26 protein-coding genes are annotated in these 25,531 nt (G+C 73.7%); 15 read left to right on the forward strand and 11 right to left on the reverse strand.

The genetic code is table 11. The features are described from left to right. The first annotated feature begins 36 nt into the window (after positions 1-36). Entirely contained in the window at positions 37-693 is a 657-nt protein-coding gene (locus ACIBTX_RS25915) for an HU family DNA-binding protein (RefSeq protein ID WP_357392978.1), read from the forward strand. Between the two features lie 145 nt (positions 694-838). Further along, complete coding sequence (locus ACIBTX_RS25920; protein ID WP_396833106.1) at positions 839-2,881, forward strand: endonuclease/exonuclease/phosphatase family protein; 2,043 nt, start codon at positions 839-841, stop codon at positions 2,879-2,881. 136 nt (positions 2,882-3,017) lie between these two features. Here ACIBTX_RS25920 and ACIBTX_RS25925 read toward each other — a convergent pair whose 3' ends face one another. The 5 genes from ACIBTX_RS25925 to cofC are packed head-to-tail and all read right to left on the reverse strand — an operon-like array spanning position 3,018 to position 8,725. Next, on the reverse strand, positions 3,018-3,896 hold the full coding sequence (locus ACIBTX_RS25925; RefSeq protein ID WP_396833107.1) for an NUDIX domain-containing protein: 879 nt from the start codon (positions 3,894-3,896) through the stop codon (positions 3,018-3,020). After that, positions 3,884-5,404, reverse strand: a complete 1,521-nt coding sequence (locus tag ACIBTX_RS25930) for a CHAD domain-containing protein (protein WP_396833108.1) — start codon at positions 5,402-5,404, stop codon at positions 3,884-3,886. The genes ACIBTX_RS25925 and ACIBTX_RS25930 overlap by 13 nt, the downstream gene beginning before the upstream one ends. Positions 5,405-5,428: 24 nt before the next feature. Next, a complete protein-coding gene (locus ACIBTX_RS25935) occupies positions 5,429-7,774 on the reverse strand; it encodes an RNA degradosome polyphosphate kinase (RefSeq protein WP_396833109.1) in 2,346 nt (781 codons plus the stop codon). A gap of 54 nt (positions 7,775-7,828) precedes the next feature. Then, positions 7,829-8,026, reverse strand: a complete 198-nt coding sequence (locus tag ACIBTX_RS25940; RefSeq protein WP_007456426.1) for a cold-shock protein — start codon at positions 8,024-8,026, stop codon at positions 7,829-7,831. Positions 8,027-8,077: 51 nt separating this feature from the next. After that, positions 8,078-8,725 carry a 2-phospho-L-lactate guanylyltransferase gene (gene cofC, locus ACIBTX_RS25945; protein ID WP_396833110.1) on the reverse strand — a complete coding sequence of 216 codons (648 nt, stop codon included), beginning with the start codon at positions 8,723-8,725 and terminating at the stop codon, positions 8,078-8,080. Between the two features lie 128 nt (positions 8,726-8,853). On the opposite strand from cofC, the gene ACIBTX_RS25950 reads away from it, so the two are divergent. The 5 genes from ACIBTX_RS25950 (at position 8,854) to ACIBTX_RS25970 (ending at position 13,778) form a co-directional block, all read left to right on the forward strand. Beyond that, a complete protein-coding gene (locus ACIBTX_RS25950) occupies positions 8,854-9,588 on the forward strand; it encodes a lysophospholipid acyltransferase family protein (protein WP_357392982.1) in 735 nt (244 codons plus the stop codon). After that, positions 9,585-10,592 carry an NAD(P)H-dependent glycerol-3-phosphate dehydrogenase gene (locus ACIBTX_RS25955; RefSeq protein ID WP_357131168.1) on the forward strand — a complete coding sequence of 336 codons (1,008 nt, stop codon included), beginning with the start codon at positions 9,585-9,587 and terminating at the stop codon, positions 10,590-10,592. The genes ACIBTX_RS25950 and ACIBTX_RS25955 overlap by 4 nt, the downstream gene beginning before the upstream one ends. A gap of 7 nt (positions 10,593-10,599) precedes the next feature. Then, a complete protein-coding gene (locus ACIBTX_RS25960) occupies positions 10,600-11,718 on the forward strand; it encodes a cystathionine gamma-lyase (RefSeq protein WP_357392984.1) in 1,119 nt (372 codons plus the stop codon). After that, entirely contained in the window at positions 11,719-12,504 is a 786-nt protein-coding gene (locus ACIBTX_RS25965; RefSeq protein ID WP_357392986.1) for a putative protein N(5)-glutamine methyltransferase, read from the forward strand. A gap of 224 nt (positions 12,505-12,728) precedes the next feature. Next, positions 12,729-13,778: an ROK family protein gene (locus ACIBTX_RS25970; protein WP_357131159.1), complete on the forward strand. Its 1,050-nt coding sequence runs from the start codon at positions 12,729-12,731 to the stop codon at positions 13,776-13,778. Between the two features lie 73 nt (positions 13,779-13,851). Here the strand turns inward: ACIBTX_RS25970 and ACIBTX_RS25975 are convergent, their stop codons facing one another. Together ACIBTX_RS25975 and ACIBTX_RS25980 are read right to left on the reverse strand one after the other, a co-directional pair. Continuing rightward, positions 13,852-14,052 (reverse strand): DUF397 domain-containing protein, encoded by a 201-nt coding sequence (locus ACIBTX_RS25975; RefSeq protein ID WP_357131155.1) that lies wholly within the window; start codon positions 14,050-14,052, stop codon positions 13,852-13,854. Positions 14,053-14,059: 7 nt separating this feature from the next. Then, positions 14,060-14,905, reverse strand: a complete 846-nt coding sequence (locus ACIBTX_RS25980) for a helix-turn-helix transcriptional regulator (RefSeq protein WP_357131152.1) — start codon at positions 14,903-14,905, stop codon at positions 14,060-14,062. A 274-nt stretch (positions 14,906-15,179) separates the two neighbouring features. Between ACIBTX_RS25980 and ACIBTX_RS25985 the strand changes: the two genes are divergently transcribed. Continuing rightward, complete coding sequence (locus ACIBTX_RS25985; RefSeq protein WP_088946586.1) at positions 15,180-15,398, forward strand: hypothetical protein; 219 nt, start codon at positions 15,180-15,182, stop codon at positions 15,396-15,398. 171 nt (positions 15,399-15,569) lie between these two features. Next, on the forward strand, positions 15,570-16,670 hold the full coding sequence (locus tag ACIBTX_RS25990; RefSeq protein WP_396833111.1) for a D-alanine--D-alanine ligase family protein: 1,101 nt from the start codon (positions 15,570-15,572) through the stop codon (positions 16,668-16,670). 52 nt (positions 16,671-16,722) lie between these two features. Here the strand turns inward: ACIBTX_RS25990 and ACIBTX_RS25995 are convergent, their stop codons facing one another. Together ACIBTX_RS25995 and ACIBTX_RS26000 are read right to left on the reverse strand one after the other, a co-directional pair. Beyond that, positions 16,723-17,412: a DUF3515 family protein gene (locus ACIBTX_RS25995; RefSeq protein WP_396833112.1), complete on the reverse strand. Its 690-nt coding sequence runs from the start codon at positions 17,410-17,412 to the stop codon at positions 16,723-16,725. Then, on the reverse strand, positions 17,413-17,646 hold the full coding sequence (locus ACIBTX_RS26000) for an Lrp/AsnC ligand binding domain-containing protein (protein WP_007456453.1): 234 nt from the start codon (positions 17,644-17,646) through the stop codon (positions 17,413-17,415). A 153-nt stretch (positions 17,647-17,799) separates the two neighbouring features. On the opposite strand from ACIBTX_RS26000, the gene ACIBTX_RS26005 reads away from it, so the two are divergent. Beyond that, positions 17,800-18,732 carry a thiamine-phosphate kinase gene (locus ACIBTX_RS26005; RefSeq protein WP_396833117.1) on the forward strand — a complete coding sequence of 311 codons (933 nt, stop codon included), beginning with the start codon at positions 17,800-17,802 and terminating at the stop codon, positions 18,730-18,732. Between the two features lie 29 nt (positions 18,733-18,761). Continuing rightward, a complete protein-coding gene (locus tag ACIBTX_RS26010; RefSeq protein ID WP_357173250.1) occupies positions 18,762-19,223 on the forward strand; it encodes a GNAT family N-acetyltransferase in 462 nt (153 codons plus the stop codon). Between the two features lie 93 nt (positions 19,224-19,316). Here ACIBTX_RS26010 and rpmB read toward each other — a convergent pair whose 3' ends face one another. Continuing rightward, the gene (gene rpmB / locus ACIBTX_RS26015; RefSeq protein WP_091671657.1) at positions 19,317-19,508 is read right to left on the reverse strand and encodes a 50S ribosomal protein L28; all 192 of its coding nucleotides are present in this window, start codon (positions 19,506-19,508) and stop codon (positions 19,317-19,319) included. 303 nt (positions 19,509-19,811) lie between these two features. Here rpmB and ACIBTX_RS26020 point away from each other — a divergent pair, with 303 nt between their 5' ends. Then, on the forward strand, positions 19,812-21,425 hold the full coding sequence (locus ACIBTX_RS26020; protein ID WP_396833113.1) for a DAK2 domain-containing protein: 1,614 nt from the start codon (positions 19,812-19,814) through the stop codon (positions 21,423-21,425). After that, entirely contained in the window at positions 21,422-23,620 is a 2,199-nt protein-coding gene (gene recG / locus ACIBTX_RS26025) for an ATP-dependent DNA helicase RecG (protein WP_396833114.1), read from the forward strand. The genes ACIBTX_RS26020 and recG overlap by 4 nt, the downstream gene beginning before the upstream one ends. A gap of 2 nt (positions 23,621-23,622) precedes the next feature. Here recG and ACIBTX_RS26030 read toward each other — a convergent pair whose 3' ends face one another. Beyond that, positions 23,623-23,880 (reverse strand): flavin reductase, encoded by a 258-nt coding sequence (locus ACIBTX_RS26030; RefSeq protein ID WP_363661332.1) that lies wholly within the window; start codon positions 23,878-23,880, stop codon positions 23,623-23,625. A 249-nt stretch (positions 23,881-24,129) separates the two neighbouring features. Between ACIBTX_RS26030 and ACIBTX_RS26035 the strand changes: the two genes are divergently transcribed. Then, a complete protein-coding gene (locus ACIBTX_RS26035; protein ID WP_357131267.1) occupies positions 24,130-24,852 on the forward strand; it encodes an XRE family transcriptional regulator in 723 nt (240 codons plus the stop codon). Next, on the forward strand, positions 24,849-25,322 hold the full coding sequence (locus ACIBTX_RS26040) for an NUDIX domain-containing protein (protein ID WP_357131132.1): 474 nt from the start codon (positions 24,849-24,851) through the stop codon (positions 25,320-25,322). Before ACIBTX_RS26035 ends, ACIBTX_RS26040 begins: the two co-directional genes overlap by 4 nt. Positions 25,323-25,531: the final 209 nt, after the last annotated feature.

The raw sequence follows: 25,531 nt of genomic DNA on the forward strand, positions 1-25,531 counted from the left end.
CTCGCGTCGAGTCAGTTGCACAATCGGGAGGAAGTCGTGAACAAGGCCGAGCTCATCGAGGCGCTCGCCGTTCGCCTGGGGGACCGGAAAACGGCGACGGCCGCGCTCGACGCGGTCCTCACTGAGGTCCAGGCGGCGGTCACCAAGGGCGAGAAGGTGGCGATCACCGGATTCGGAGCATTCGAAAAGCGTGTCCGTGGCGCACGAACAGCGCGCAACCCGCGTACCGGCGAGGCGGTGAAGGTCAAGAAGACGTCCGTCCCGACCTTCCGTCCCGGCGCCGGGTTCAAGGAGATGGTGGCCAGCGGCAAGGTGCCGAAGGCCACGGTGGCGGCGAAGAAGACGGCGACCACCACGGCGAAGGCGGCCGGCGCCAAGGCGACGGGCACCAAGGCCACCGCCACGAAGGCCACCGCCACGAAGGCCGCCAGCAAGAAGACGGCCCCGGCCAAGGCGAGCAAGACCACCACGGCCACGAAGGCGGCCAGCAAGAAGACCGCCCCGGCCAAGGCGAGCAAGACCACCGCGACCAAGACGGTCGCCAGCAAGAAGACCGCCCCGGCGAAGAAGAGCGCCGCGGCGACCAAGTCCGCCACGGCGAAGAAGACCACCGCGGCGGCGAGCAAGAGCACGGCGGCCAAGAAGGCTCCGGCGAAGAAGGCTCCGGCCAAGAAGGCGGCCAGCAAGCGCTGACCGACCGAGCTGCGAGGGGCGTCCACCGCGTGGTGGACGCCCCTCGTGCGTGTCGGAACCGTTGACCCGACCCGGCGGTACGCGCAGAATCGCCGTGCCGGCTCCCCCCTTTCGAGCCGGTCCGTCGACGGGAAGTGGGGCGCCGGTGCGCTACCGCCAGCTCACCACCTCATCGCTCGCGCTGGGCGTCATCCTGCTCATCGACGTGCTGCGCGTCTGGTTACCCGGCATCATCACCATCTTCGGGCAGGCCGCTTCCACTCCGGCCGAGCTGATGGGCGCGTTCGCGCTCGGCTGGTTCGTCCTGGCGTTGGCCGCGCCGGCACTGGTCCGTCGGCTCGGTACCCGCCCGGTGACCGTCGCCGCGGCCGTCGTGCTGGCCGTGGCCCGGCTCGCGCTCACCGCGACCCCTGGTGGCCGCCCGCAGCTCTGGTTGGCCACCGTGGGCCTGATGGCCGGGCTGGTGTGGCTGGTCGGCGTCGCCGCCGGCACCGACCGCCCGGTGCCGGGGCTGGCGCTCGGGCTGGCGGTCAACGCCGTTGGTCACGCGCTGCTGGACACCTACGACCTCGTCTGGCGCGGCGGCTGGGCGGCCTGGCTGCTCAGCGTCGTCGCGGTGGCGCTGTTCCTGCTCGACGCCGCCCTGCCCGCCGCGCCGCCCGGCCCCGGCGGGGCCCGAGCGTGGCTGCTGTTCGGGCCGACGCTGCTGCTGTCCGGCATGGTGGCCCTCGCGCCGGCTCTGGCACAGGCCGGGATGTCGTACCTGCAAGCGGATGGGGCCGTCGCCCGTTCGCCGCTGTTCGGCCTGGCGCCGGTGCCGGTCGCGGTCGCCGGTTTCCTGCTGGCCGCGCTGGCCGGCTCGACCCGGCCGTGGACCCGCCCGCTGGGTCCGGTGGCCCTGCTGGCGGGCGCGGTGCTGTTCGCTCTCGACCGTGGCGATCTGCTGGTCGCGGCCATGCTGCTCAGCGCCGTCGGCCTCGGCGCCTGCCTGGCCCTCACCGACAGCGCGGGCCGGATCGACAGCGCGGGCCGGATCGACAGCGCGGGCCGGATCGACAGCGCGGGCCGGACCGACAACGCGGGCCGGGCCGACAGCGCGGGCCGGGCCGACAGCGCGGGCCGGGCCGACAGCGCGGGCCGGGCCGACAACGCCGGCCCCGACCGGGTACGGGCGGACGAGGCGGGCGATGGACCGCGGGCGGCGGCCCGCCGGGGGTACGCGCTGGCCGCCGGCATGCTCGTCTTCGTGGTCGGTTCGATCGGCTACTACTCCGCCTACGACCTCGGCTACCCCAACGCCGCCGTGCCGGTGGTGGTGGCCGCGGTGGTCGCCGTGGTGGCGGTGACGGCCCGTCCCCTCCGCCGCCGGCTCCCCGGACCGTTGTCGCCCCTGCCGACCACGGCCGTGGTGACCGTGCTGGCCCTGCTCGCGCCGCTGGTCAACGAGGAGCTTCCGGTTGCCAGCAACCGGGAGGGCCCGCCGGAGCGGTTGCGGGTGGTGGCGTACAACATCCGGATGGGCTTCGGCCTGGACGGCCGGTTCGACCTGGCCGGACTGGCCACCGCGATCGACCGGCAGCGACCGGACGTCGTGCTGCTCAGCGAGGTGGACCGGGGCTGGCTGCTCAACGGCGGCCACGACACGCTGGACCTGCTGTCCGATCGGCTCGGCATGCCGTACGTCTTCGGGCCGGCCGCCGACCCGGTGTGGGGTGACGCGGTGCTCAGCCGCTGGCCGGTGACCGCGCCGGAGTCCCTGCCGTTGTCGGCCGTCGGGGCGCCGACCGGCGCGCAGGCGCTCGCCGTGACCCTCGACCTCGGCGACGAGGTGCGTACCGCCGTGGTGAGCACCCACCTCCAGCCGCCGCCCGGCCGGGGACCGGTGGTCCAGGCCCGTGCGGTCGCCGACTTCGCCATCCGGTACGCGGCGGGCCGCCCGCTCGTCGTGGCCGGCGACCTGAACACCGAGCCGGGTGACGAGGCGTTCGGCCAGTTCACGGGGGCGGGTCTGGTGGACGCGTTGGCGGCCGCCCGGCCGCTGGCGACCAGCCCCGCCGACGACCCCCGGCAGCAGATCGACCATGTCTTCGTCTCACCCGGTTTGACGGCGGCGGACCCGGTCGCGCCGCGTGGCGAGGCCAGCGACCACCTGCCGGTGGCGGTGACCGTCACGCTGCCGCCGCGCTGAGCCGGTGCGTCGGGCCGACGATGCCGTCCTGACCCGGTGCGCCGTGCCGGCGAGGCCGCGCTGAGCCGGTGCGTCGGGCCGGCGATGCCGCGGTGGCCGGTGTGTCGGTTGACCGGTACGGATCAGCGCCCAGGCGTCAGAGGCGATCGGTGGCGAGCAGTCGATCGCCGACGAAGGCGAGCAGCCAACCGCCGCCCTTCGGGGTGGTGAAGTCCTCGTCGGCGCGGCCGGTCAGCCGCTCCAACGCGCCGGGTAGCACCTTGCCCTGGCTGCACACCGTCACCTGCCCGCCGGCGCAGGCCAACTCCAGCACCCGCGCGGCGGTCGCCAGCACCCGCTCGTCCTGCTGCTGGCCGGGATGCGGCTCGTCCAGGTCGCCGCAGACCTCGATGGGCAGGTCGAGCAGCGCGGCGGCCGGGTCCAGGGTCTGCACGCAGCGGCGTGCCGACGCCGACAGCAGCCGGGCCGGCCGGACCACGGCGATCAGCGGCGCCAGAGCGTACGCCTGGGCCCACCCCTCGTCGTCGAGCGGCCGGGCGGTGTCCGGGCCGGTCCACGTGGCCCGCTTGCCCGCGTGCCCGTGCCGGACCAGCGCGATCGTCGCGGTCACCGACGGCAGCTCCGCGAACGCGGCCAGCACCTCGGCGTCGTGCGGGTAGCTGACCAGCCGGATCGCGTCGTCGACGGTCAACCACCGGATGTCGTCGACCTCGGTGCCCGGCTGGAAACCCCCCTCGGCGACGGCGAGCATCGACCAGTAGTCGACCAGTTTGGCCTGTCCTTCGCTGCGGTAGCGCACCGACGGCAGTCGCACCTGCGGTACGCCCCGCACGTCGGCCTCCTCGGCCACCTCGCGGACCGCCGCGACGAGCGGGTGTTCGCCCGGTTCCAGCTTGCCCTTGGGCAGCGTCCAGTCCCCGTAGCGCGGGCGGTGCACCACGCAGACCCGTACGCCGTCGTCGGTCGGTCGCCAGCAGACCCCGCCGGCGGCCCGGATGCCCGTCACGGCAGCCATCTGGTCCGCCGTCGCCGGGTCGCCCGGTGCCACGCGTCGGGGAACCGGGCCCGCATCCGACGGACCGTGTCGCGTTCCCGCTCGGCCAGCCGCCCGGCGGTGACCGCGATCTCGTGGTCGCCGGGACGCTGGGCGGCGAGGGCGAGCCAGGTCTCGGCGGCCACCGCGGCGTCCTGGTGCTCACCGAGCACGTCCTGAACGCGAGCCAGCGCGCGGGCCAGCCGCCGTGCGTCCCGGCCGACCGCCGGGAGGACGGCGGTGACCGCGTACCGGGCCTGTTTGCCCTGCTTGCGGACGGCGTGCCAGCGGTCGTCGGGCGCGAGCGGGTCGAGCCCGTCGACGCCGTCCGGGCCGGTGAGCTGCCGCCATGGTCGGGCCACCAGCTTCGGTAGCGTCCGGGCCGCCGGGGTGGCCGCCCGCCGGGTGAGCCGGGGCGCGCGGGCGGCCAGCACGAGGGCGTCCAACAGGGCCAGGTAGCGCGGGGAGCGCAGCGCCTCGTCGATGGCGGCGAGCGCCTGCCGCTGCCGCTGCGCGAGCGCGTCGTCGAGCCGGTCCACCGCGTCCGCGTCGAGTGGGCTGAGCGGGTCGGCGGTCGCGGTGCGCCGCAGCCGCTCGCGCAGCACCTCGGCGTCGCGCGCCCCGCCGAGCACCCCGGCCAGCCAGCGCAGCTCGTCGCGCAGGGGACGGGCCCAGCTCCGACGTACGAGTGGACGGAAGGTCCGCAGGTCGCTGCGCAGCCGTCGGCAGGCCACCCGCATCTGGTGTACGGCGCTGTCGCCGTCGCCGGTGGAGGTGTGCAGCCGGACGAGGGGATCGTGCGCCAGCAGCCGGCGTACCTCCTTGCGGACCGCCTCGGTGACCACCTCCCCGGCGCTCGGGTCGTCGGTCAGCTCGCCCGGTGCGACCAGGTCCGGTTCGGCCTGTGCCGCCGCCCCCAGCGCCCGTACGTGCTTCGGGGTGAACGAGCCGGCCCGCGCCCCGGCGTCGCGCAGCACCGCGCCGATGCGGCCCAGCAGGTCGCGGTCGCCGGCCTTGCGCTCGACCTCCACCTCGCGGAACTCACCCGTGGTGGCGCCGGCGTCGTCGAGGACACTCACCCGGTCGTCCACCACCTCGGCGAGCACCGTGCCGTCCCCGGCGCGCACCTCGTGGGCGTGCCGGACGGTACGCACCACCGTGACCGGTGCCAGGGGCGTACCCCGGTGCAGGGCGGTGACCAGCTCGACCAGCTCCGGCGGCGGCTGACCGGCCGGGCCGGGACGGGAGATCTCGTGCCGGACGCCGGGCGTGCCGGTGGGCAGCTTCACCGTCCACGGCGGCTCGTCCCCGTCACGGTGGCGAAGGGACGCCCCGGCGCGGGCCAGCCGCAGGTCGACCGTGTCGAGGTAGCGGGCGACGAGCGTCACCGGCGGCAGCGCCCGGACCCGGCCGCCGACCGGTGCGATGGCGGACAGGTCGGGTATCACGAAGGTGTCGTCCACCTCGTACTTCTGCTCCTCCTCGACCATCAGCTCAGCCTAGGCGGTGATCGCTCAGCCGGCCGTGCCACCGACGCGGCGCAGCAACAGTTCCTGGAGATGGACGCGGGACGTCTCGTCGCCGCCGGCGCGCCGGGTCCAGGTGCCGTCGCCGGCCAGCTCGAACGCGTCGACGTCCGGGCTCATCGCGGCGGTCAGCACGTGGTCCAACTCGGCTCGGGCGATCGGGTCGCTCACCTGCACCAGCGCCTCCACCCGCCGGTCCAGGTTGCGGTGCATCAGGTCCGCCGAGCCCATCCAGAACTCGGCCTCGCCGTTGTTGCCGAAGCGGAAGATGCGGGAGTGCTCCAGGAACCGGCCCAGGATCGAGCGGACCCGGATGTTCTCCGACAGCCCCGGCACTCCCGGACGCAGCGTGCACATACCCCGGATGAGCAGGTCGACGTGGACGCCGGCCTGGGAGGCCCGGTACAGCGCGTCGGTCACGCCCTCGTCGACCAGTGAGTTGACCTTGAACTGGACCAGGCCGGGCATGCCGAGGCGGACGTGCGCGATCTCCCGCTCGATCCGTTCGATCAGTCCGCTGCGGATGCCCTGGGGGGCGACCAGCAGCCGCCGGTACGCGGTCTGCCGGCTGTAGCCGGTCAGCACGTTGAACAGGTCGGTGAGGTCCGCCCCGATCTCCGGATCGGCGGTGAGCATGCCGAAGTCCTCGTACAGCCGCGCGGTCTTCGGGTGGTAGTTGCCGGTGCCGATGTGGCAGTACCGGCGGATCTGGTTGCCCTCCTGCCGGACCACCAACGCGGTCTTGCAGTGCGTCTTGAGCCCCACCAGCCCGTACACCACGTGACAGCCGGCGCGTTCCAGGGTCCGGGCCCAGCCGATGTTGGCCACCTCGTCGAAGCGGGCCTTCACCTCGACCAGCACCACCACCTGCTTGCCGGCGGCGGCCGCGTCCACGAGCGCGTCCACGATCGGCGAGTCACCGCTGGTCCGGTAGAGCGTCTGCTTGATGGCGAGCACGTTCGGGTCGGCGGCGGCCTGCTCGATGAATCGCTGCACGCTCGTCGCGAACGAGTGGTAGGGGTGGTGCACCAGGATGTCCCCGTCGCGCAGGGTGGAGAAGACGCTGCGCGGCACCTCGCCCTCGGTGAGCCGGGGGTGCGTGGCCGGTACGAACGGCGGGTCCTTCAGGTCCGGGCGATCGGCCTCGCCGTACACCTGCCAGAGCGCGGACAGGTCCAGCAGGCCGGGCACCCGAAGTACGTCCTGGTCGTCCATGTCCAACTCGCGGACGAGCAGTTCCAGCATGTGGTCGGAGATGGACGCGGCGACCTCCAGCCGCACCGGCGGACCGAACCGGCGGCGGGCCAACTCCCGTTCCAGCGCCTGGAGCAGGTCCTCGTCGCGGTCCTCGTCGACCTCCACCTCGGCGTTACGGGTCACCCGGAACAGGTGGCACTCGACCACCTGCATGCCGCTGAAGAGCTGACCCAGGTGCACCGAGATGAGGTCCTCGACCGGCAGCATCCGTACGCCCGGCTGGTCCCGGTCGACGCGTACGAACCGCGGGACGTTGTTGGGCACCTTCACCCGCGCGAACAGCTCGGAGCCGCCGTCCGGGTCGCGGACGGCCACCGCCAGGTTCAGCGACCGTCCCGAGATGTACGGGAACGGGTGCGCCGGGTCCACCGCGAGCGGGGTCAGCACCGGAAAGATGTGCTCCCGGAAGTAGGTGCGCAGCCGCTCCCGTTCGCCGTCGCCCAGATCGCCCCAGCGCAGGATGCGGATGCCCTCGTCGGCCAGCTTGGGCAGCACGTCGTCGACGAAGCAGGCCGCGTGCCGGGCGCCCAGCTCGGCGGTCCGTTCGGCGATCAGTTCGAGCTGCGTGCGCAGCGGGAGGCGGTCGCCGCCGCGTACCGGCAGGCCAGCGGAGAGCCGCCGCTTCAGACCGGCGATCCGCACCATGTAGAACTCGTCCAGGTTGCTCGCGAAGATCGCCAGGAACTTGGCCCGCTCCAGCAGGGGAGTGCTCTGGTCCTCGGCGAGGGCGAGCACCCGCGCGTTGAAGTCGAGCCAGGACAGCTCACGGTTGAGGAAGCGGTCCTCCGGCAGCGGGGGAGGGGTCGGTGCCTGCTCGTCGTCCCCGGCGGATGGCGACCCCGGCTGGACCCCACCGGCCGCCGGGCCGTCCGTCTCGGTGGTCGTGACGGCGGGGTCGAGGACCTCGTCCAGCCCGGAGGAGGCGCCCCCCGGGTCGTCGGCGAGCGTGTCGGCGCGGGCGGCGCCGGCCCGTTCGGCCCGGGACGGGCGGAAACGGCCGTCGGTGCCGCGGATGCGGGCGCCGTTGCGGGGGTCGGTGGCGGGCGGGGTGACCGGGTGCTCGCGAGGGGTGCTCACCCGCTCATAATCACCCGATTCGAGTTAACGCAAAATGAACTTGGCCCTGCCAGCTCAGTTCATCGTCGGCAATGTCACCCGGACGACCTCGCCGTCGGGATCGGTGTCGATGCGGACCCGCTGGCCGAGCCGGAGCAGCCGCAGGCCGGAGGCGTCGAACGCCCGGGCGGGAAAGCGCAGCTCGGTGCCGTCGTCGAGCAGCAGGACGCCGCTGCGCGTCGCCGCGTCGTAGCTGGCCACCGTGCCCTGCATGCTGGCACCGTACACCGGCGGGGTCACCCCGGTGCGGCGCGGCCGGCACCCTCAGCTCGTGGCGCGCGCCGGGCGGACCGTGGCGAGCAGCGCGGCCGTGCGCGGTCCCAGACCCAGGCGGGCGGCCTCGGCCAGGTCGTCCGCGGTGTCCACGTCACGTCGCAGACTCGGCCAGTCGCCGGTCAGCGGCAGCGCTCCGCTCGCCTCGTGCGCCGCCGCCGAGTCGATCCCGAACCGCGGATCGAGGTCGACGCCCGGCGGGGCGGTGAGCAGCACGGTCCCCGTACCGGGCGCGTCCGCGACGAACCGGCGTACCCCCTCGGCCCCGCGCAGCGCCGCGAGCAACGCGGCGGCCAGGTCCTGCGGGCGCAGCGCCGGCAGGTCGGCGGTGAGTCCGGTCACCCACCGCGCCTCGGTCTGTGCCGCGCCGTGCCCGAACGCCGCGTTCAGGCCGGCGTCCGGCAGGTCGGCGAGGGTGCGCGCGCCGAGGGCCCGCGCCGCCCGCGCCACCCGGTGGTCGTCGGTCACCACCAGGGCCTCGGCGACCGCCGGGCAGGCCAGCACCGCGCGCAGGGTGTCGGCCGCCAGCGCCAGCGCCAGCTCCTCATGGGGTACGCCGGGCAGCGCGCCCCGCAGCCGGCTCTTGGCTTCGGTCAGACGCTTCACCGGCACCACGACGGCCCACCTCGGCTGACTCACGTCCGCAATCCTGCCAGCCGGACGACGGGACCCTCGCTGGCCGTACCGGGGGCGAGCAGGCATGATTTCCGCTGCGGGTGTCGCGGGTGGGGCGCGCGCGTGTGGTCGGGGCGCGACGAGGAGGCACAGTGGCACGGCGGAGGCTGGGGTTCTGGCAACGGTTCGCCGTGGGGCTGGTCAAGCCGGTGATGACCGTCTGGACCCGGCGGACCTGGCGCGGCCAGGAACACCTCGCCGGTGACGGCGGTGTGATCATCGTGCCGAACCACATCTCGCACGCCGACCCGTTGGTCTCCGCGCACTTCGTCTACGACTCCGGCCGGTGGCCACAGTTCCTGGGCAAGGCCAGCGTGTTCCGGGTGCCGGTGGTCGGCTGGATCCTGCACCGCTGCCGGCAGATCCCGGTCGAGCGGGGCAGCGTCGAGGCGGTCCGCTCGCTGGACGCGCTGGTCGCCGCGCTCGACGAGGGCGGTGCGGTCGTGATCTACCCGGAGGGCACCACCACCCGGCAGCCGGAGCTGTGGCCGATGAAGGCCAAGACCGGTGCCGCCCGGCTGGCGCTGGCCACCGGCGCGCCCGTGGTGCCGGTGGTGATGTGGGGGCCGGAGCGGATCTTCGACCCGCGTACCAGCCGGCTCAACCCGCGCCCCCGGATCCCGGTGACCGTGGTCGCCGGCGCCCCGGTCGACCTCAGCCGCTGGGCGGACGCGCCGCCGACCCGGGAAACCCTCGAAGAGATGACGGACGCCATCATGCTGCGGCTGCGGGACATGCTCGCCGAGATCCGGGGCGGGACCCCGCCACCCCTGTGGGAACGGCCGGCCCGCCGGTCGGTTGAGCGGCCTGAGGGCGAAGCGGCATGAGCGGCCACGTCGCGGTGCTCGGTGCCGGCTCCTGGGGCACCGCCTTCGCCAAGATCCTGGCCGACGCGGGCCGGGACGTGACGGTGTGGGCCCGCCGGGCCCCCGTTGCCGAGAGCATCCGTACCGAGCGTCGCAACCCCGAGTACCTGCCGGACCTGCTGCTGCCGGCCCGGGTCACCGCCACCACCGACGCCGCCGAGGCGATCACCGGCGCCGAGGTGGTGGTGCTCTCCGTGCCGTCGCAGACCCTGCGCGGCAACCTCGCCGAGTGGGCCCGGCACCTGCACCCGGACTCGACGCTCGTGTCGCTGATGAAGGGCATCGAACTCGGCACCACCAGGCGGATGAGTGAGGTCATCGTGGAGACCGCCGGGGTGGCCGCGGACCGGGTGGTGGTCGTCTCCGGCCCGAATCTGGCCCCGGAGATCGCCGCCGAGCAGCCGGCCGCCACGGTGGTGGCCGGCACGAACGCCGACCGGGCCACGCTCGTGCAGTCGTCGATCCGGACGCCGTACCTGCGCCCGTACACCAACGACGACGTGATCGGCTGCGAGCTGGGCGGCGCGGTCAAGAACGTGATCGCGCTGTCCTACGGCATCGCCACGGCGATGGGCTTCGGCGACAACACCCGGGCCATGCTGATGACCCGAGGGCTGGCCGAGACGGCCCGCCTGGGCGTGGCGCTCGGCGCGGACCCGATCACCTTCGCCGGCCTGGCGGGCATGGGCGACCTCGTCGCCTCCTGCTCGTCCCCGCTGGCCCGCAACCGCACCTTCGGCGAGCACCTGGGCCGGGGCGAGACCCTGGAACAGGCCCAGGCCGCCACGCGACAGACCGCCGAGGGAGTCAAGAGCTGCCTCGCGATCCGCGACCTGGCGCGGGCGCACGGCGTCGAGATGCCGATCACCGAGCACGTCGAACGGATCTGCCACGAGGGGATGGACCCGCGCCTCGCCGTCCAGGCGCTGATGAGCCGCACCGCCAAGCCCGAGTCGTACGAGTGAGGACCTGATGAGCGAGTGGGGAGACGGTACCCGCTGTGTCCGCGCCGGCCTGCCGGAGCCGGCACCGGGTGACCCGTTCCTGCCGGGGCCGGTGTTCGCCGCGCCGTACCACCTCGACCCGCGGCAGGGGCCGGACGCGTCGCCGAACGGCTACGGCCGCCCGGACAACCCGACCCGGCGGCTGCTGGAAGCCGCGGTGGGTGAGTTGGAGGGCGGGGACTGCCGCGTCTTCGCCAGCGGGCAGGCCGCCATCACCGGCGCGCTGTTCACCCTGCTGCGCCCGGGGGACACGGTGGTGCTGCCCTCCGACGGGTACTTCCCGGTGCGGGCGTTCGCCACCGCCGTGCTGGAGACGATCGGCGTACGGGTGCTCTTCGTGCCGACCGTCGGCCCGTACCCGTCGTTCGAGGGCGTCCGGCTGGTGTTGGTGGAGACCCCCGCCAACCCGGGCCTGGACGTGGTCGACGTGGCCGCCCTGGCGGAGCGGGCGCACGCCGCCGGCGCCCTGCTCGCGGTCGACAACACCACGGCCACCCCGCTCGGGCAGCGTCCACTGGACCTCGGCGCCGACCTGGTGGTGGCCTCCGGCACGAAGGCGCTCACCGGCCACTCCGACCTGCTGCTCGGCTACCTGGCCAGCCGGTCCGCCGAGGTGGTGGAGGCGGTGACGCTCTGGCGTACCAGCACCGGTTCGGTGCCGGGCGCGTTCGACGCCTGGCTGGCCCACCGGTCGCTGGCGACCCTCGACCTGCGGCTGGCCCGGCAGAGCGCGAACGCCGCCGCCGTCGCCGACCTGCTGGCGGCCCGTCCGGACGTGACCGGGCTGCGCTGGCCGGGGCTGCCGGACGACCCCGCCTATGCGGTGGCCTCGACGCAGATGCGCCGGATGCCCGGGGTGCTGTCGTTCGACCTGGGCGACGCCGATCGGGTCGCCCGCTTCATCGAGGCCGCCCGGCTGGTGGCGGCTGCCACCTCCTTCGGCGGATTGCACACCACGGCGGACCGACGGGCCCAGTGGGGCGACGACACCGCGCCCGGTTTCGTCCGGCTCTCCTGCGGAGCCGAGGACACGGCCGATCTGGTGGCCGACATCGCCGCCGCGCTGGACGCCAGCGCGGGGGCCTGAGTGAAGTCACCGCCGATCGACCGGTCGGCCCTGGTGGGTCGGCTGCGCGCCGCCGGCTGTGTGTACGCCGAGGACGAGGCCGAGCTGCTGCTCGCCGCCACCGACGATCCGGTGGCACTGGCCGAGCTGACCGACCGCCGGGTGGCCGGTGAGCCGCTGGAGTACGTGCTCGGCTGGGCGGAGTTCTGCGGCCTCCGGATCGGCGTCGACCCGGGCGTCTTCGTGCCGCGCGGCCGGACGGCCCTGCTGGTCGAGGTGGCGGTCGAGCTGACCGGTCCCGCCCCGGCCGTGGTCGACCTCTGCTGCGGCTCCGGGGCTGCCGCCGTCGCGCTGGCGCACCGGCTCGCGCCGCGCTGGCTGGCCGCCGCCGACATCGACCCGGTGGCGGTGGCGTGCGCCCGGCGCAACCTCGCCGGGCTGGCCGCCGAGGTGTACGAGGGTGACCTGCTCGCCCCGCTGCCCCAGCGCTGGCGGGGGCGACTCGATCTGGTGGTCGCCAACGCGCCGTACGTGCCGACCGACGCGGTGGCCCTGATGCCGCCGGAGGCGCGGCTGCACGAGGCCCCGGTGGCGCTCGACGGCGGGCCGGACGGGCTGGCCGTGCTGCGCCGGGTGGGCGTCGAGGCGGCGACCTGGCTGGCCCCGGGCGGTCACCTGGTGGTCGAGGCCGGCGAGACGCAGGTGGACGCGCTGTGCGCGGCCCTCCAGGCAGCCGGCCTGACCCCCGCCGTCCACCACGACGAAGACCGCGACGCGACAGCGATAACAGCCCGCCGCCCCCGCTGACCCCCCTCGCCCACTCCCCCGCTCGCCCACTCCCCCGCGTGCCCGCTCGCCTGCTCCCCGCGATCTTGCACTTCCGGTGGTCGAGATGTGGCTATACGTGCCCTTTGTCGCCACAGAAAGTGCAAGATCGCGGGGATCCGGGGTCGGGAGGGGGAGTGACGTGGCGGGGGAGCGGGGTTGGCACTAGCCTCGGCTCACACTCATGAGGGCGGGAGGCGGTTGCGGTGGGCAGCGCAGGGGTGCCGGTGGTCGTCGGCCTGGACAACGGCGGCACCAGCAACAACGCCACCGTGCTGACGGTGGACGGCCGCTTCCTGGTCGACGGCCTGCTGGAGATCCCCAGCGAGGTGCAGGCCGGCCCGGAGGCGGCGATCGAGGCGCTGGCGCGGGCGCTGGACGGGGCGCTGGCGCAGACCGCTGTTCCGCGCGAGCTGGTCCGGGCGGTCGGGCTCGACACCCCCGGACCCGCGAGCGCGACCGGCGTCATCTCGTCGCGCGGCTCGACCAACTTCTCGCAGCCGGCCTGGCGTGGCTTCGACGTCCGAGGCGCGTTGGAGCGTCGGCTGGGCCTGCCGGTGATCTACCACAACGACGGCAACGCGGCCGCGCTCTACGCCCACCACGTGTACTTCGGTGACGAGGCGATGACCCGGTCGTCGGTCTCGGCGATCGTCGGCACGGGCCTCGGCGGCGGGGTGGTCGAGAGCGGCCGGGTGATCGCCGGCGCAGCCGGCATGGCCGGCGAGTTGGGTCACGTGCACATCCCGCTGGGCGGCCTGCTCGGCGCGGAGCAGTCGGAGCCGACCTGCGCCTGCGGCTTCACCGGCGATGTCGAGAGCATCGCGTCGCTGACCGGCATCGAGCGCAACCTGCTGCCGTACTGGCTGGCCCGGTATCCCGACCACCCCCTCGCGGCCGAGCCGGTGGCACGGGCGGCGAAGCTCGTGCGGGGCTACGGCGAGCGGGGTGACGCGCTGGCCCGGGACCTCTTCACCCAGCAGGCGATGGCGCTGGGCCGCCTGTTCACCCTGGCGGCCAACTTCACCGACCCGCACGCGTACTTCGTTGGTGGCGGTGTGGTGGAGGCCGCGCCGGCATTCCGGGACTGGTTCCTGGCGACGGTCCGCGAGCACACCGTGCTCCGCGCGGAGCAGGCCGCCGTCGCCACCTTCGCGCTCGTGCCGGACCGCGACATGGCCGGCGCCCGTGGCGTGGCGATCGCCGCCCTGGAGGCCGTACGTGCCGCGCCGGAGCCCCGCCCGCTGGTCGCCTGACCCCCACCTGGCCGCGCCCCGCGTTCCGGGCTGTGTCCAGCCCGGTCGGCGGGGCGCGGGTCCTACTGAGTGGTCAGCGGCGCGGTGGGGCCTGGGCGAAGGTGGCCCAGGCCGCCGGGGGGAACAGCAGGGCCGGGCCGGCCGGGTCCTTGGAGTCGCGGACGGCCACCAGTCGGGGGATCGCGGCCACCTCCACGCAGGCTCCCTCGTCGCCGCTACGGCTGCTCTTGCGCCACGCCGCCGTGGCCAACGCCGCTGAGATCGTCGGTGTCATCGGTCTCCTACCGTCCCTTCAGGACTGACAGGAGCATCGCCCGGCTGTCCGCCGGACTGAGCGCCACGCTGCGCAGATGCTCCATGATCTTGGTGCAGGTACGCGTCTCGCCCGCCCGGTCGAGGATCATCTGACCGGCGACGGTCTCCACCGACGCGATGATCGGGTCCTCCGGATCGGCGAACTCCAGGATGTGCAGCGAGCCACGGGTGCCCCGGTGGTAGCCGGCGGAGAGGGGAATCACCTGGACGGTGATGTTCGGCAGCTCGGCCATCTTGACGAGGTGCCGCAGCTGGCCCTCCATCACCGACTCGTCGCCGACGGGGCGCAGCAGCGCGCCCTCGTCGATGATCGCGTCGAGGATGGGTGGGGTGTCGGCGGTGAGCCGCTGCTGGCGGTCGAGCCGGATCTTGACCCGTTGCTCCACCAGCTCGTCGCCCAGGGTGTGCGGGCCGCCGCGCATCACTCCGCGGATGTAGTCGGCGGTCTGCAGCAGGCCGGGCACCACCGACGGCTCGAAGTTGGAGATCGCGGTGGCCTCCGCCTCCAGGGCGATGAAGTCGATGGTGCGCGGGTCGAGCAGGTACGAGTACGACACCCACCAGCCCGGTTTGCGCGCGTCCTTGGCGAGTTGCACCGCGGCGGCCACCTCCTCGGACGTCACCCCGTACGAGGTGAGCAGGGCGCGCACGGTGGCCGGGCTGATCAGCGTCTGGGCGTTCTCGTAGCGCGAGAGGGTGCTGCGGGTGCTGTTGATCTCGTCTGCGGCGGACTCCAGCGTCAGCCCGGCGGCTTCCCGGAACTGGCGTAGGGCGATGCCGAGTCGGCGGGCACGGGCGGTCTTGGGGGCCATGCATCGATGGTCGCACACATTTATGGGAACGGGTACATGAGAGATGGCCGATGAGAGTTGCATTCATGGCTGTAGACGTGTCAATCTGTTATCGCGTCCTCACCGCCGGTTGTCGTGGCGACGGTGGTGGTGAGCGACCGGAGGGGATAGGGCGCGCGGCGATCGGGTTTCTCCCCCGTACCCGATCGCCGCGTGCCGCCCGTGCCCGACCGCCGGAAGGGGACGACGTGCGTACCGGTCCGAAGTCTCCGCCCCCGCGCCCCGGGGTTCGGGGATGACCCGCTTCCTGGTCGTGCTCACCGACGTGCGTCCCGTCGAGGGCATCGACCGCAACGAGCGGGTCGCCCCCGAGCGTCGCCGCCAGGTCGTGGGCGCGAGCAGCAGGGAGGCAGCCGACCGGATCGCCGGCGCCTTCATGGCGCTGGGCATGGTCCGGGCCGGCCGGCAGCGGGTCAAGGTGATCGCGGTCGGTCGCCGGCACTCCCGGGACTGATCGACCCCACCATTCCGTCACACACCGTATATGCTCTGTTGACCGAATGCCGTGTCGCGTCGTGGCTCGCCGGGTATCGCCGCGCCTGATCGCCACGCACAGTAAGGTCAACCGGGTGAGCGCCACCGGCGAGCACGACCAGCCGCAGCCGCGTACGAAGAGGTGACCGGAGTGACCACCCCAGGCAAGACCCGCGTGGCGATCGTCTTCGGCGGCCGCAGCCCGGAGCACGGCATCTCCTGCGTCAGCGCCGGCAGCGTGTTCGGCGCCCTCGACCCCGACGAGTACGAGGTGGTGCCGGTCGGCATCACCCGCGCCGGCCAGTGGGTGCTGACCAGTGGCGATCCTGCCCAGCTCGCCATCGACGCCCGCCAGCTCCCGGAGATCACCGCCGAGTCCGGCGCGGACATCGTGCTACGGGCCGATCCCACCGGCAACGGGCTGATGGTGCTCGACCCGACTGAAGGGCCCCGGGCGCTGGCCGACGTGGACGTGGTCTTCCCCGTGCTGCACGGCACGTACGGCGAGGACGGCACCATCCAGGGCATGCTCGAGATGGCCGGCATCCCCTACGTGGGGGCGAACGTCTTCGCCTCCGCCGCCGCGATGGACAAGGAGTTCACCAAGAAGCTCTGCGCCATCGAGGGCATCCCGGTCGGCGCGTACGCGGTGCTGCGCAACGGGATGACGCTAAGCGAGCAGGACAAGAAGCGGCTCGGCCTGCCGGTCTTCGTGAAGCCGTCCCGCGCGGGCTCCTCGTTCGGCATCACCCGGGTGACCGACTGGGCGCAGCTCGACGAGGCGGTCGCCACCGCCCGGCAGTTCGACCCCAAGGTCATCATCGAGGCGGCGATCGTCGGCCGCGAGATCGAGTGCGGTGTGCTGGAGGGCGAGGCCGGTGGCACCCCCGAGGCGTCCGTGTTGGCCGAGGTGCGGGTCGTCGCCGACCACGACTTCTACGACTTCGAGGCCAAGTACCTCGACGACTCCTGCGAGTACGACATCCCGGCCGGCCTGCCCGACAAGGTGACCCGCCAGGTGCAGGAGTACGCGATCCGCGCGTTCACCGCGCTGGACTGCGCCGGCCTGGCTCGGGCCGACTTCTTCGTCACCCCGGACCTGGACGTCTACCTCAACGAGATCAACACGATGCCCGGGTTCACCCCGACGTCGATGTTCCCCCGGATGTGGGCGGCCTCCGGCCTGGAGTACCCCAAGCTGGTCAGCCGGCTGATCCGTACCGCCCAGCGGCGCGGCGTCGGCCTGCACTGAGTCGAGGACGTCCTCGACGCGTGGCCCGTCGTACGGGCCACGCGTCGGTGCGTCAGCCCTGGCAGCCGGCGGGGACGGCGCCGCCCGAGGGCACCGACGCCACGATGGCGCTGGAGATCGGGGCGGCCCACTGCAACGGCTGCGGGTAGGAGCGCGGGATCCGGACCGTCACCGGCGTCTCCCGGTCGACGGTGGTGAGCACCGTCATGTCGGTCCCCTCGACGGGGTGCCAGCAGACCCGGTTGACCACCCAGACCTCGTCGGTGGCCGGAATGGTCGGCTCGGCGCCGCCGCAGGCCACGGTGAGCGCGGGGTCGCCGTACGCGGCGTTCTGCTCGGGGCCCGCCGTGACCGGACGCTGGGTCAGGTCGCGGATGGTCTGCGGGAGCTGGGAGAGCAGCGCCCGGCAGACCGTGGCCGGGCGCTCGGCCAGCGCCGGCGCGGCCATCTCGACCGGCGCGCTGGACTGTGCCCGGGTCGTGCTCGCCGACGGGCTCGGCGCGGCGGCCGGCGTCTCCGGGGCGAGTTTGGCAAAGGCCAGCACGGCCACCAGCAGCGTGACCGGTAGTGCGATCACCGTGGCGAGCAGGGCTGCTCCCCGGACGGTCCGGTCCCGGCCGGCCGGCGCGTCGGCGGCCGGATCGGCGTCCGCGTGGGTACCTTCAGCCGGCTCGGGCGAGGTGTCCGCCGGCTCCCGATCGCCGTCGTCCCGAACCGCCGAGGGGGTCGTCATCTCGTCCACTTACAGCCGCACCACCGAACACGTGAGGGTGCGGGTGATGCCGGGCACCATCTGCACCTTGCTGACGATGAGTTTGCCGAGCTCGTCGACGGTGTTCGCCTCGGTGAGGACGACCACGTCGTACGGCCCGGTGACGGCGTCGACGCGTACCACGCCGGCGATGTCCGCGATGAGACCCGCCACGTCCCGTGCGCGGCCGACCTCGGTCTGGATGAGGATGTACGCCTGTACCACGACTCGACCTCCGTCCGTCGCCGCCCGAAGGCGGCCCGAAGGGTGAAACTACCTTACGGACCAGGTCTGATCCCTATCGGTCGTCAAGGAGCAGCGGTGAGCGAGCGCGGCGGTGCCGGGCAGAACGGGTCGAACGCCGGCAGTGCCGCCAGCGTGGCCGGGATCGGCGAGTTCGGGCTGATCGGGCGGGTCACCGCCCGCCTGGCGATGGGCCCGACGACGGTGCTCGGTCCGGGTGACGACGCGGCGGTGGTGGCCGCGCCGGACGGCCGGGTGGTCGCCTGCACGGACGTGCTCGTCGACGGGCGGCACTTCCGGCGGGACTGGGGGTCGGCGCGCGACGTCGGTCACCGGGCCGCCGCCGCCAACCTGGCCGACGTCGCGGCGATGGGCGCCGTCCCGACCGCACTGCTGGTCGCCCTCTGCATGCCCGCCGACCTCCAGGCGAGCTGGGCGGAGGACCTGGCCGACGGGTTGGCCGCGGAGGCCGCCACGGTCGGCGCGAGCGTGGTGGGCGGGGACATGTCGTCGAGCCCCACCCTGACCATCGCGGTCACCGCGCTGGGCGACCTCGGTGGCCGGGCGCCCGTGGTGCGCTCCGGCGCCCGTCCCGGCGACGTGCTGGCCCTGGCGGGCCGCATCGGGTACGCGGCGGCCGGGCTGACCGTGCTCAGCCGCGGCTTCCGCACTCCCCGGCTGCTGGTCGAGGCGTACCGGCGACCGAACGTCCCCTACCCGGCCGGGCCGCAGGCCGCCCAGCTCGGCGCGACCTCGATGATCGACGTCTCGGACGGGCTCCTCGCCGACCTGGGGCACGTGGCGCGCGCCAGCGGTGTGGCGATCGACGTGCGCCGCGACGCCTTCGAGGTGCCCCGGCAGATGGCGGATGCCGCGCAGGCGCTCGGCGTCGACGCGTACACCTGGATCCTGGCGGGCGGCGAGGACCACGCGCTGGCCGCGACCTTCCCTGCGACGGTGGCGTTGCCGCCGCAGTGGCGGCCCATCGGCACGGTGACGGACGGTGTCGGGGTGACGGTCGACGGCGGTGCCTACGACGGGCCCCGGGGCTGGGACCACTTCCGCTGAGGCGATGTGGCGGCCGTACCCTGGATACCGTGAGTGAGATCGAGATTCGGCTGGTGCGGTTCGACGCGCCGGTGGCGCAACAATTGATCAAGGCCGCGTTGGCTGACCTGGCCACCCGGTACGGGGGCACCGGCGACGACACCCCGGTGGCGGCGAGCGAGTTCGAGCCGCCGGACGGCGCGTTCCTCGTCGCCTACCTGGCCGGTGAGCCGGTCGGCTGCGGCGGCTGGCGCAGCCACGGCACGGACACCGCCGAGCTGAAGCGGATGTACACCGCCCCGACCGCGCGTGGACGCGGCGTGGCGCGGACGGTCCTCGCGGCCGTCGAGCGCTCGGCCCGGGAGCACGGCCGCAAGCGGATGGTCCTGGAGTGCGGGGACAAGCAGCCCGAGGCGATCGCCATGTACGCGTCCGCCGGTTATGACCGGATTCCCAACTTCGGGTTCTACCAGGACGCGGAGGGCTGCGTCTCCTTCGGCCGCACGCTCTGAGCGGCCGGCGTCAAGCCGGGTGCGGACACGACAGAGCCGGCGGGCCGCAGGGCCCGCCGGCTGAGCCGAACGAGAAGAGTTGGTGCTGCCGCGTCAGGCGCGGGTGACCTTGCCGGCCTTGATGCACGAGGTGCAGACCTGCAGCTTCTTGGTGTTGCCACCACCGGCCGGGGTGCGCACCGACTGGATGTTCGGGTTCCAGCGGCGGTTGGTCTTCTTCTTGGACCAGGGCACGTTGTGGCCGAAGCCCGGTCCCTTGCCACAGACGTCGCACACGCTAGCCACGGGATACTCCTGGGATTGAAACGTTCATGAGGTCGCCGGCAGGTGCTGCCCGGGCAACCGCGTCAGCCTACCCGATGCCCCGCCGAGGTGACCAACCGCCCTGACCCGCGGAGCAGCCGCCCCACCGCTCAGTGGCTGGTGGCCGGCCCGCCGGGTGACGGGGGTGGTTCCGGCGGCAACTGTACCTGGCGGGCTGATCCCGCTCGTGCGGGCCGGGAGGGTGGGGGCCCGTCGGGCGTCGGCGCAACCGGACACGCCGGACGAGTCCGACGTGTGTCGGCGCGCGCCAGTAGGCTTCTGCCCGTGCTGGACACCCTCGACGCCGCCACGGTCCGCCGCTGGTGCGCGAGCGGGCTGGTCGCGCTCAAGCGTCACCAGGGCGAGATCGACCAGCTCAACGTCTACCCGGTGCCCGACGGCGACACCGGCACCAACCTGGTGCTCACCCTCACCTCGGCGCAGCAGGCCCTGTCGATGGACCTGGACACCCTGCCCGACAGCGGCCCGACCGCCCACGGGCACGCGCTGCGGCTGATGGCGCAGGGCGCGCTGCTGGGCGCGCGGGGCAACTCGGGCGTCATCCTCTCGCAGATCCTGCGCGGGTTCGCCGACGCGGTCGTCGGCGTGCCGGCGGTGCGTGGGCGGGCCCTGGCCGCCGCGCTGCGGGCGGCGACCACCGCCGCGTACACCGCGGTCGGCCGTCCCGTCGAAGGCACCCTGCTCACCGTCGTCGCCGCCGCGGCCACCGGGGCCGAGCAGGCGGGCAGCGACGACCTGGCGGTGGTGGCCCGGGACGCGGCGCGGTGGGCGGCCGAGGCCCTGGCCCGTACCCCCGAGCAACTGCCGGCCCTGGCCCGCGCGGGCGTCGTCGACGCCGGCGGGCGCGGGCTGTGTGTCCTGCTCGACGCCCTGGTCGAGGTCCTCACCGGGGAGAGCGCCACCCCACCCGCGCCGCCGCCGCGCACCGCCCGTCCGGCGGCCACCGTCGCGCGCGAGACCGGTTCCGAGGAGTACGCCTACGAGGTGCAGTACCTGCTCGACGCACCCGCCGACGCGGTGGCCGCGCTGCGCCGCACCCTGGACGCGCTGGGCGACTCGCTGGTCGTCGTTGGTGACGGCCGCGAGCCGGACGGCACCTGGACCGTCCACGTCCACGTCAACGACGTCGGCGCGGCGGTCGAGGCGGGGATCGCCGCCGGCCGCCCGTACCGGATCTCGGTGACCCGCTTCGCCGATCAGCCGGAGCCGTCCGGCGGTCCGACCGAGGACGGCCGGGCCGCCGTGGTGGTGGCCACCGGCGCCGGGATCGCCGAGCTGTTCGCCGCCGAGGGCGCGACGGTGGTGCGCGGCAACCCGTCCATCGGTGACCTGCTGGCCGCGGTGCGCGGCACCGGGGCGGCCCGGGTGGTCGTCCTGCCGAACGATCCGAACACGGGGGCGGTCGCCAGCGCGGCGGCCCGCGAGGCGCACCGGCACGGCGTCAAGGTGAGCGTGGTGCCGACCCGTTCACCGGTGCAGGCGCTCGCGGCCCTCGCGGTCCGCGACGGCACCCGCCGGTTCGAGGACGACGTGATCGCGATGGCCGAGGCGGCCGGCGCGTGCCGCTACGCCGAGGTCTGCCACGCCAGCCGCGAGGCGCTCACGGTCGCCGGCCCCTGCCGCCCCGGTGACGTGCTGGCGCTGGTCGAGGGCGAGGTGCACCTGATCGGCACCGACCTCACCGACACCTGCGCCGCCGTCGTCGACCGGATGCTCGGCGGTGGCGGGGAGCTGGTCACCCTGCTCGCCGGGGTGGACGCCCCCGCCGGGCTCACCGATGCCGTCCGCGCGCACGTCGCGCGACGCTGGCCGTTCGTCGAGGTGCAGGCGTACCCGGGCGGTCAGCCGTTCTATCCGCTCCTGGTGGGGGTCGAATGAGTGAGCCGGCCACGGTGGACACGCCGCTGAAGAAGCTCGTCGGCGACAAGACGGCGAAGGCGCTGGCCTCCCAGCTCGACCTGCACACGGCGGGCGACCTCATCTACCACTTCCCGCGCCGCTACGACGAGCGGGGCGAGCACACCGACATCCGGTCGCTGGACGTCGGCGAGCAGGTCACCGTACTGGCCCAGGTGCAACGCACCGCCGTACGGCCGATGCGGCAACGTCGGGGCAACCTGCTCGAGGTGACCGTCGGCGACGGCTCCGGCGGTGTTCTGACGCTGACGTTCTTCGGCAACCAGGCGTGGCGCGAACGGGAGCTGCGGCCCGGCCGGTGGGGGCTGTTCGCCGGCAAGGTCACCGAGTTCCGGGGCAAACGGCAGCTCAACGGCCCGGAGTACGTCCTGCTCGGCGAGGGCGGCGAGGGTGAGGCGGCGGTCAACGACGAGATCGAGGAGTTCGCGGGCGCGCTGATCCCCGTGTACCCGGCCGCCGCTGCCGTACCGACCTGGGTCATCGCCCGCTGTGTACGGGTCGTCCTGGACACGTTCACCCCGCCGGACGACCCGCTGCCGGCCGCCGTCCGGGCCAGCCGCAACCTCGTCGACCTGGGCGCGGCGCTGCGCGAGATCCACCGACCGTCCACGAAGGAGGCCCTGCACCGGGCGCGACGGCGGCTCAAGTGGGACGAGGCGTTCGCCGTCCAGTTGACGCTGGTGCAGCGCAAGCACCGGGCCGCCGACTGGCCGGCCCGGCCCCGGCCGCCGCGCGTCGATGGGCTGCTGGACGCGTTCGACGCCCGGCTGCCGTACGAGCTGACCGCCGGCCAGCGCGAGGTGGGCGCGGAGATCGCCGAGGACCTGGCCGCCGCGCACCCGATGCACCGCCTCCTGCAGGGCGAGGTGGGCTCGGGCAAGACGGTGGTGGCCCTGCGGGCCATGCTCCAGGTGGTCGACGCGGGCGGGCAGGCCGCGCTGCTGGCCCCCACCGAGGTCCTGGCCGCGCAGCACTACCGCGGCATGCTCGACCTGCTCGGGCCGCTGGGCCGGGCCGGTGAGCTGGACTCCGCCGACCACGCCACCCGGGTCGAGCTGGTCACCGGCTCGCTGGGCGCGGCGGCCCGTCGCCGGGCGCTCGGTGAGGTGGCCAGCGGTGCCGCCGGCATCGTGCTGGGCACCCACGCGCTGCTCTACGAGGGCGTCGACTTCGCCGACCTGGGTCTCGTGGTGGTCGACGAACAGCACCGCTTCGGGGTGGAGCAGCGCGACGCGCTGCGCGCCAAGGCCGACCAGCCGCCGCACACGCTGGTGATGACGGCGACGCCGATCCCGCGAACGGTGGCGATGACCGTCTACGGCGACCTGGAGGTGTCCACCCTCTCCCAGCTGCCCCGGGGACGGTCGCCGATCGCCTCGCACGTGGTCCCGGCCGCCGAGAAGCCGGCCTTCCTCGACCGGGCCTGGCGTCGGCTGCGCGAGGAGGTGGCCGCCGGCCACCAGGCGTACGTGGTGTGCCCGCGCATCGGGGACGGCCCGGTGTCCGACGAGGAGCCGCCGCCCGAGGACGACAACGGCCGGCGGCCTCCGCTGGCGGTGACCGAGGTGGCGCCGCTGCTGGCCGAGGGACCGCTGCACGGGCTGCGGATCGGGGTGCTGCACGGTCGGCTGCCCGCCGACGAGAAGGACGCGGTGATGCGCTCCTTCGCGGCCGGCGACCTGGACGTGCTGGTGGCGACCACGGTGATCGAGGTCGGCGTGGACGTGCCGAACGCCACGGTGATGATCGTGCTGGACGCCGACCGCTTCGGCGTCTCGCAACTGCACCAGCTCCGGGGCCGCGTCGGCCGGGGCGCGGCCGCCGGGCTCTGCCTGCTGGTCAGCGAGGCGGCCGAGGGCTCGTCGGCGCGGGAGCGGCTGGACGCGGTGGCCTCCACCAGCGACGGTTTCAAGCTCGCCGAACTGGACCTCGAACAGCGTCGCGAAGGCGACGTGCTCGGGGCCACCCAGTCCGGGCACCGCTCGCACCTGCGGCTGCTGTCCCTGCGACGCGACGCCGACCTGATCCGCGACGCCCGCGCCGAGGCCATCAGCCTGATCGGGGACGACCCGGAGCTGACAGGCAATCCGGCCCTGGCCGCGTCGGTGGCCGCGCTGGTGGACGAGGACCGCGCGGAGTACCTGGAGAAGGGCTGACGTCACTGCGGCGGCTCGTCGCGCAGGGCCGGTGAGCGCGGCCAGGCGAGAAACCGCGAGTGCAACAGCCCGGACGGTGTAAGCGGCAGGTCGGCGCACGCCTGTACCAGGTAGGCGGACAGATACAGCAGCAGCGATATCCGCGCGCCGGCGAACTCCTCGATGAGCTGCCGTTTCCTGGTTCTGCACGGCCACGGTGCTCCGCACACCGTGCAGGTCCACTGCGGCCGTACCGGCTGATGCGCAGACAACAGTCCCACCACCCTCCTGGATAGTTTGGAGAGGGGGAAGAGGCCCTCCGGGGGAGTCGAGGACCCCTTCCCCCTGGCGCTCGCCAGCCCGGCGAATCTGCCGCAAGCGGACCGGCGAGGCACTGCCGCTGAACCTAAGAGCCGGCCCACGGCACCCCAACGTCCCGATAGACACCATGCCGGACACTTCCACGCCCCTGATGCGTCCCGACGTGTCCACTACCGTGGGGCGGTATGAGTCACCGCCTCCGCGCGGCCATGCTCCGCGCCCACCTCGACTCGGCCGCTCTTGCCACGGCTGTCGGTGTCGATGTCAAGACCGTCACCCGGTGGCTCGCCGGCCGCGTCCCGCACCAGCGCACCCGGCTCGCCGTCGCCGACGCCCTCGGCGAGACCGAAGCAGACCTCTGGCCCCAGACCCGTCCCGACCAGGCGCCCGGCGCGGAGGCCACCGCCGAGGTCGTCGCCGCCTACGCCCACCGCGCCGACATCCCGCACCATGTCTGGGCCGCGCTGCTCACCGGCGCGACCACTCGGATCGACCTGCTCGGCTACGCCTACCCGTTTCTGCTTGAGTTGCTGCCCAACACGATGCAGCTCATCTCCGACAAGGCTGCGGACGGCGCTCAGGTCCGGCTCGCGTTCGCCGATCCCGACTGCCCGCACGTCGCCGAACGCGACGCCCTCGAACAGATCGGGGGCACACTACCTGGCCGGATCCGCAACGCCCTCAACTTCTGCGCACCCCTCCACGACGTGCCCGGTGTGGAGATCGGCCTGCACGCCGTGCATCTGTACAACTCGGTGTTCCGGTTCGACCACCAGATGATCGTTACCCCGCACCTGTACCGCGCACGCGGTTACCAACACCCCGCCCTGCACCTGCGCGAACTCTCGCCGCACGGCATCTTCGCCGCCCACGCCGACCAGTTCGAGCAGGTATGGCAGACCACCACCGCCTACCCGAGGGAAGCCCGGTGACCGGCCGGCGCGACTATTACCACGACCCGCAAGCACCGGTCGCCAACAGTCTCGTCCCCGCCGCCGCCGCCGTCGTCACCGACCAGTACGGCCGCGTGCTGCTCCAGCGGCGTAGCGACTCCGGCAACTGGTCCCTACCCGGCGGCGCAATGAACATCGGCGAAACCCTGCAACAGTGCGTCGTCCGCGAGGTACGGGAGGAGACCGGCCTGGACGTCGAGGTCACCGGTCTGCTGGGCATCTACAGCGACCCTGCGCACGTCATCGCCTACCCCGACGGCGAAGTCCGCCAGGAATTCACGGTCACCTACCGCGCCCACGTCATCGGCGGCACGATCAGCATCAGCGACGAGTCGACGGACGTCCGCTTCATCGACCCTGCCGAATTCCCTCACATCCCCATCCATGACACCGTTCGACTCCGCCTCAAGCATCACCTCGAAGGCCGTGACACTCCCTATCTCGGATAGCGTCGATTCCTTGGCGCGCTGACGACCCTCTCCTGCTTGCGGAGGGCGGGACCGCTGACTGCACCGCAGATGCTGTCAACGCACAACGACCGAGGGCGGGGGGGGCGCGGGGGGGGGGGGGCCCCCGCGCGCCCCCCCCCGGGGGGGGGGGGGGGGGGGGGGGGGGGGGCGGGCCCCCCCCGGGGGGGCCCCCGCGGGGGCCCCCCCGG

It is taken from the genome of Micromonospora sp. NPDC049359 (genome assembly GCF_044466585.1).
Taxonomy (GTDB): domain Bacteria; phylum Actinomycetota; class Actinomycetes; order Mycobacteriales; family Micromonosporaceae; genus Micromonospora.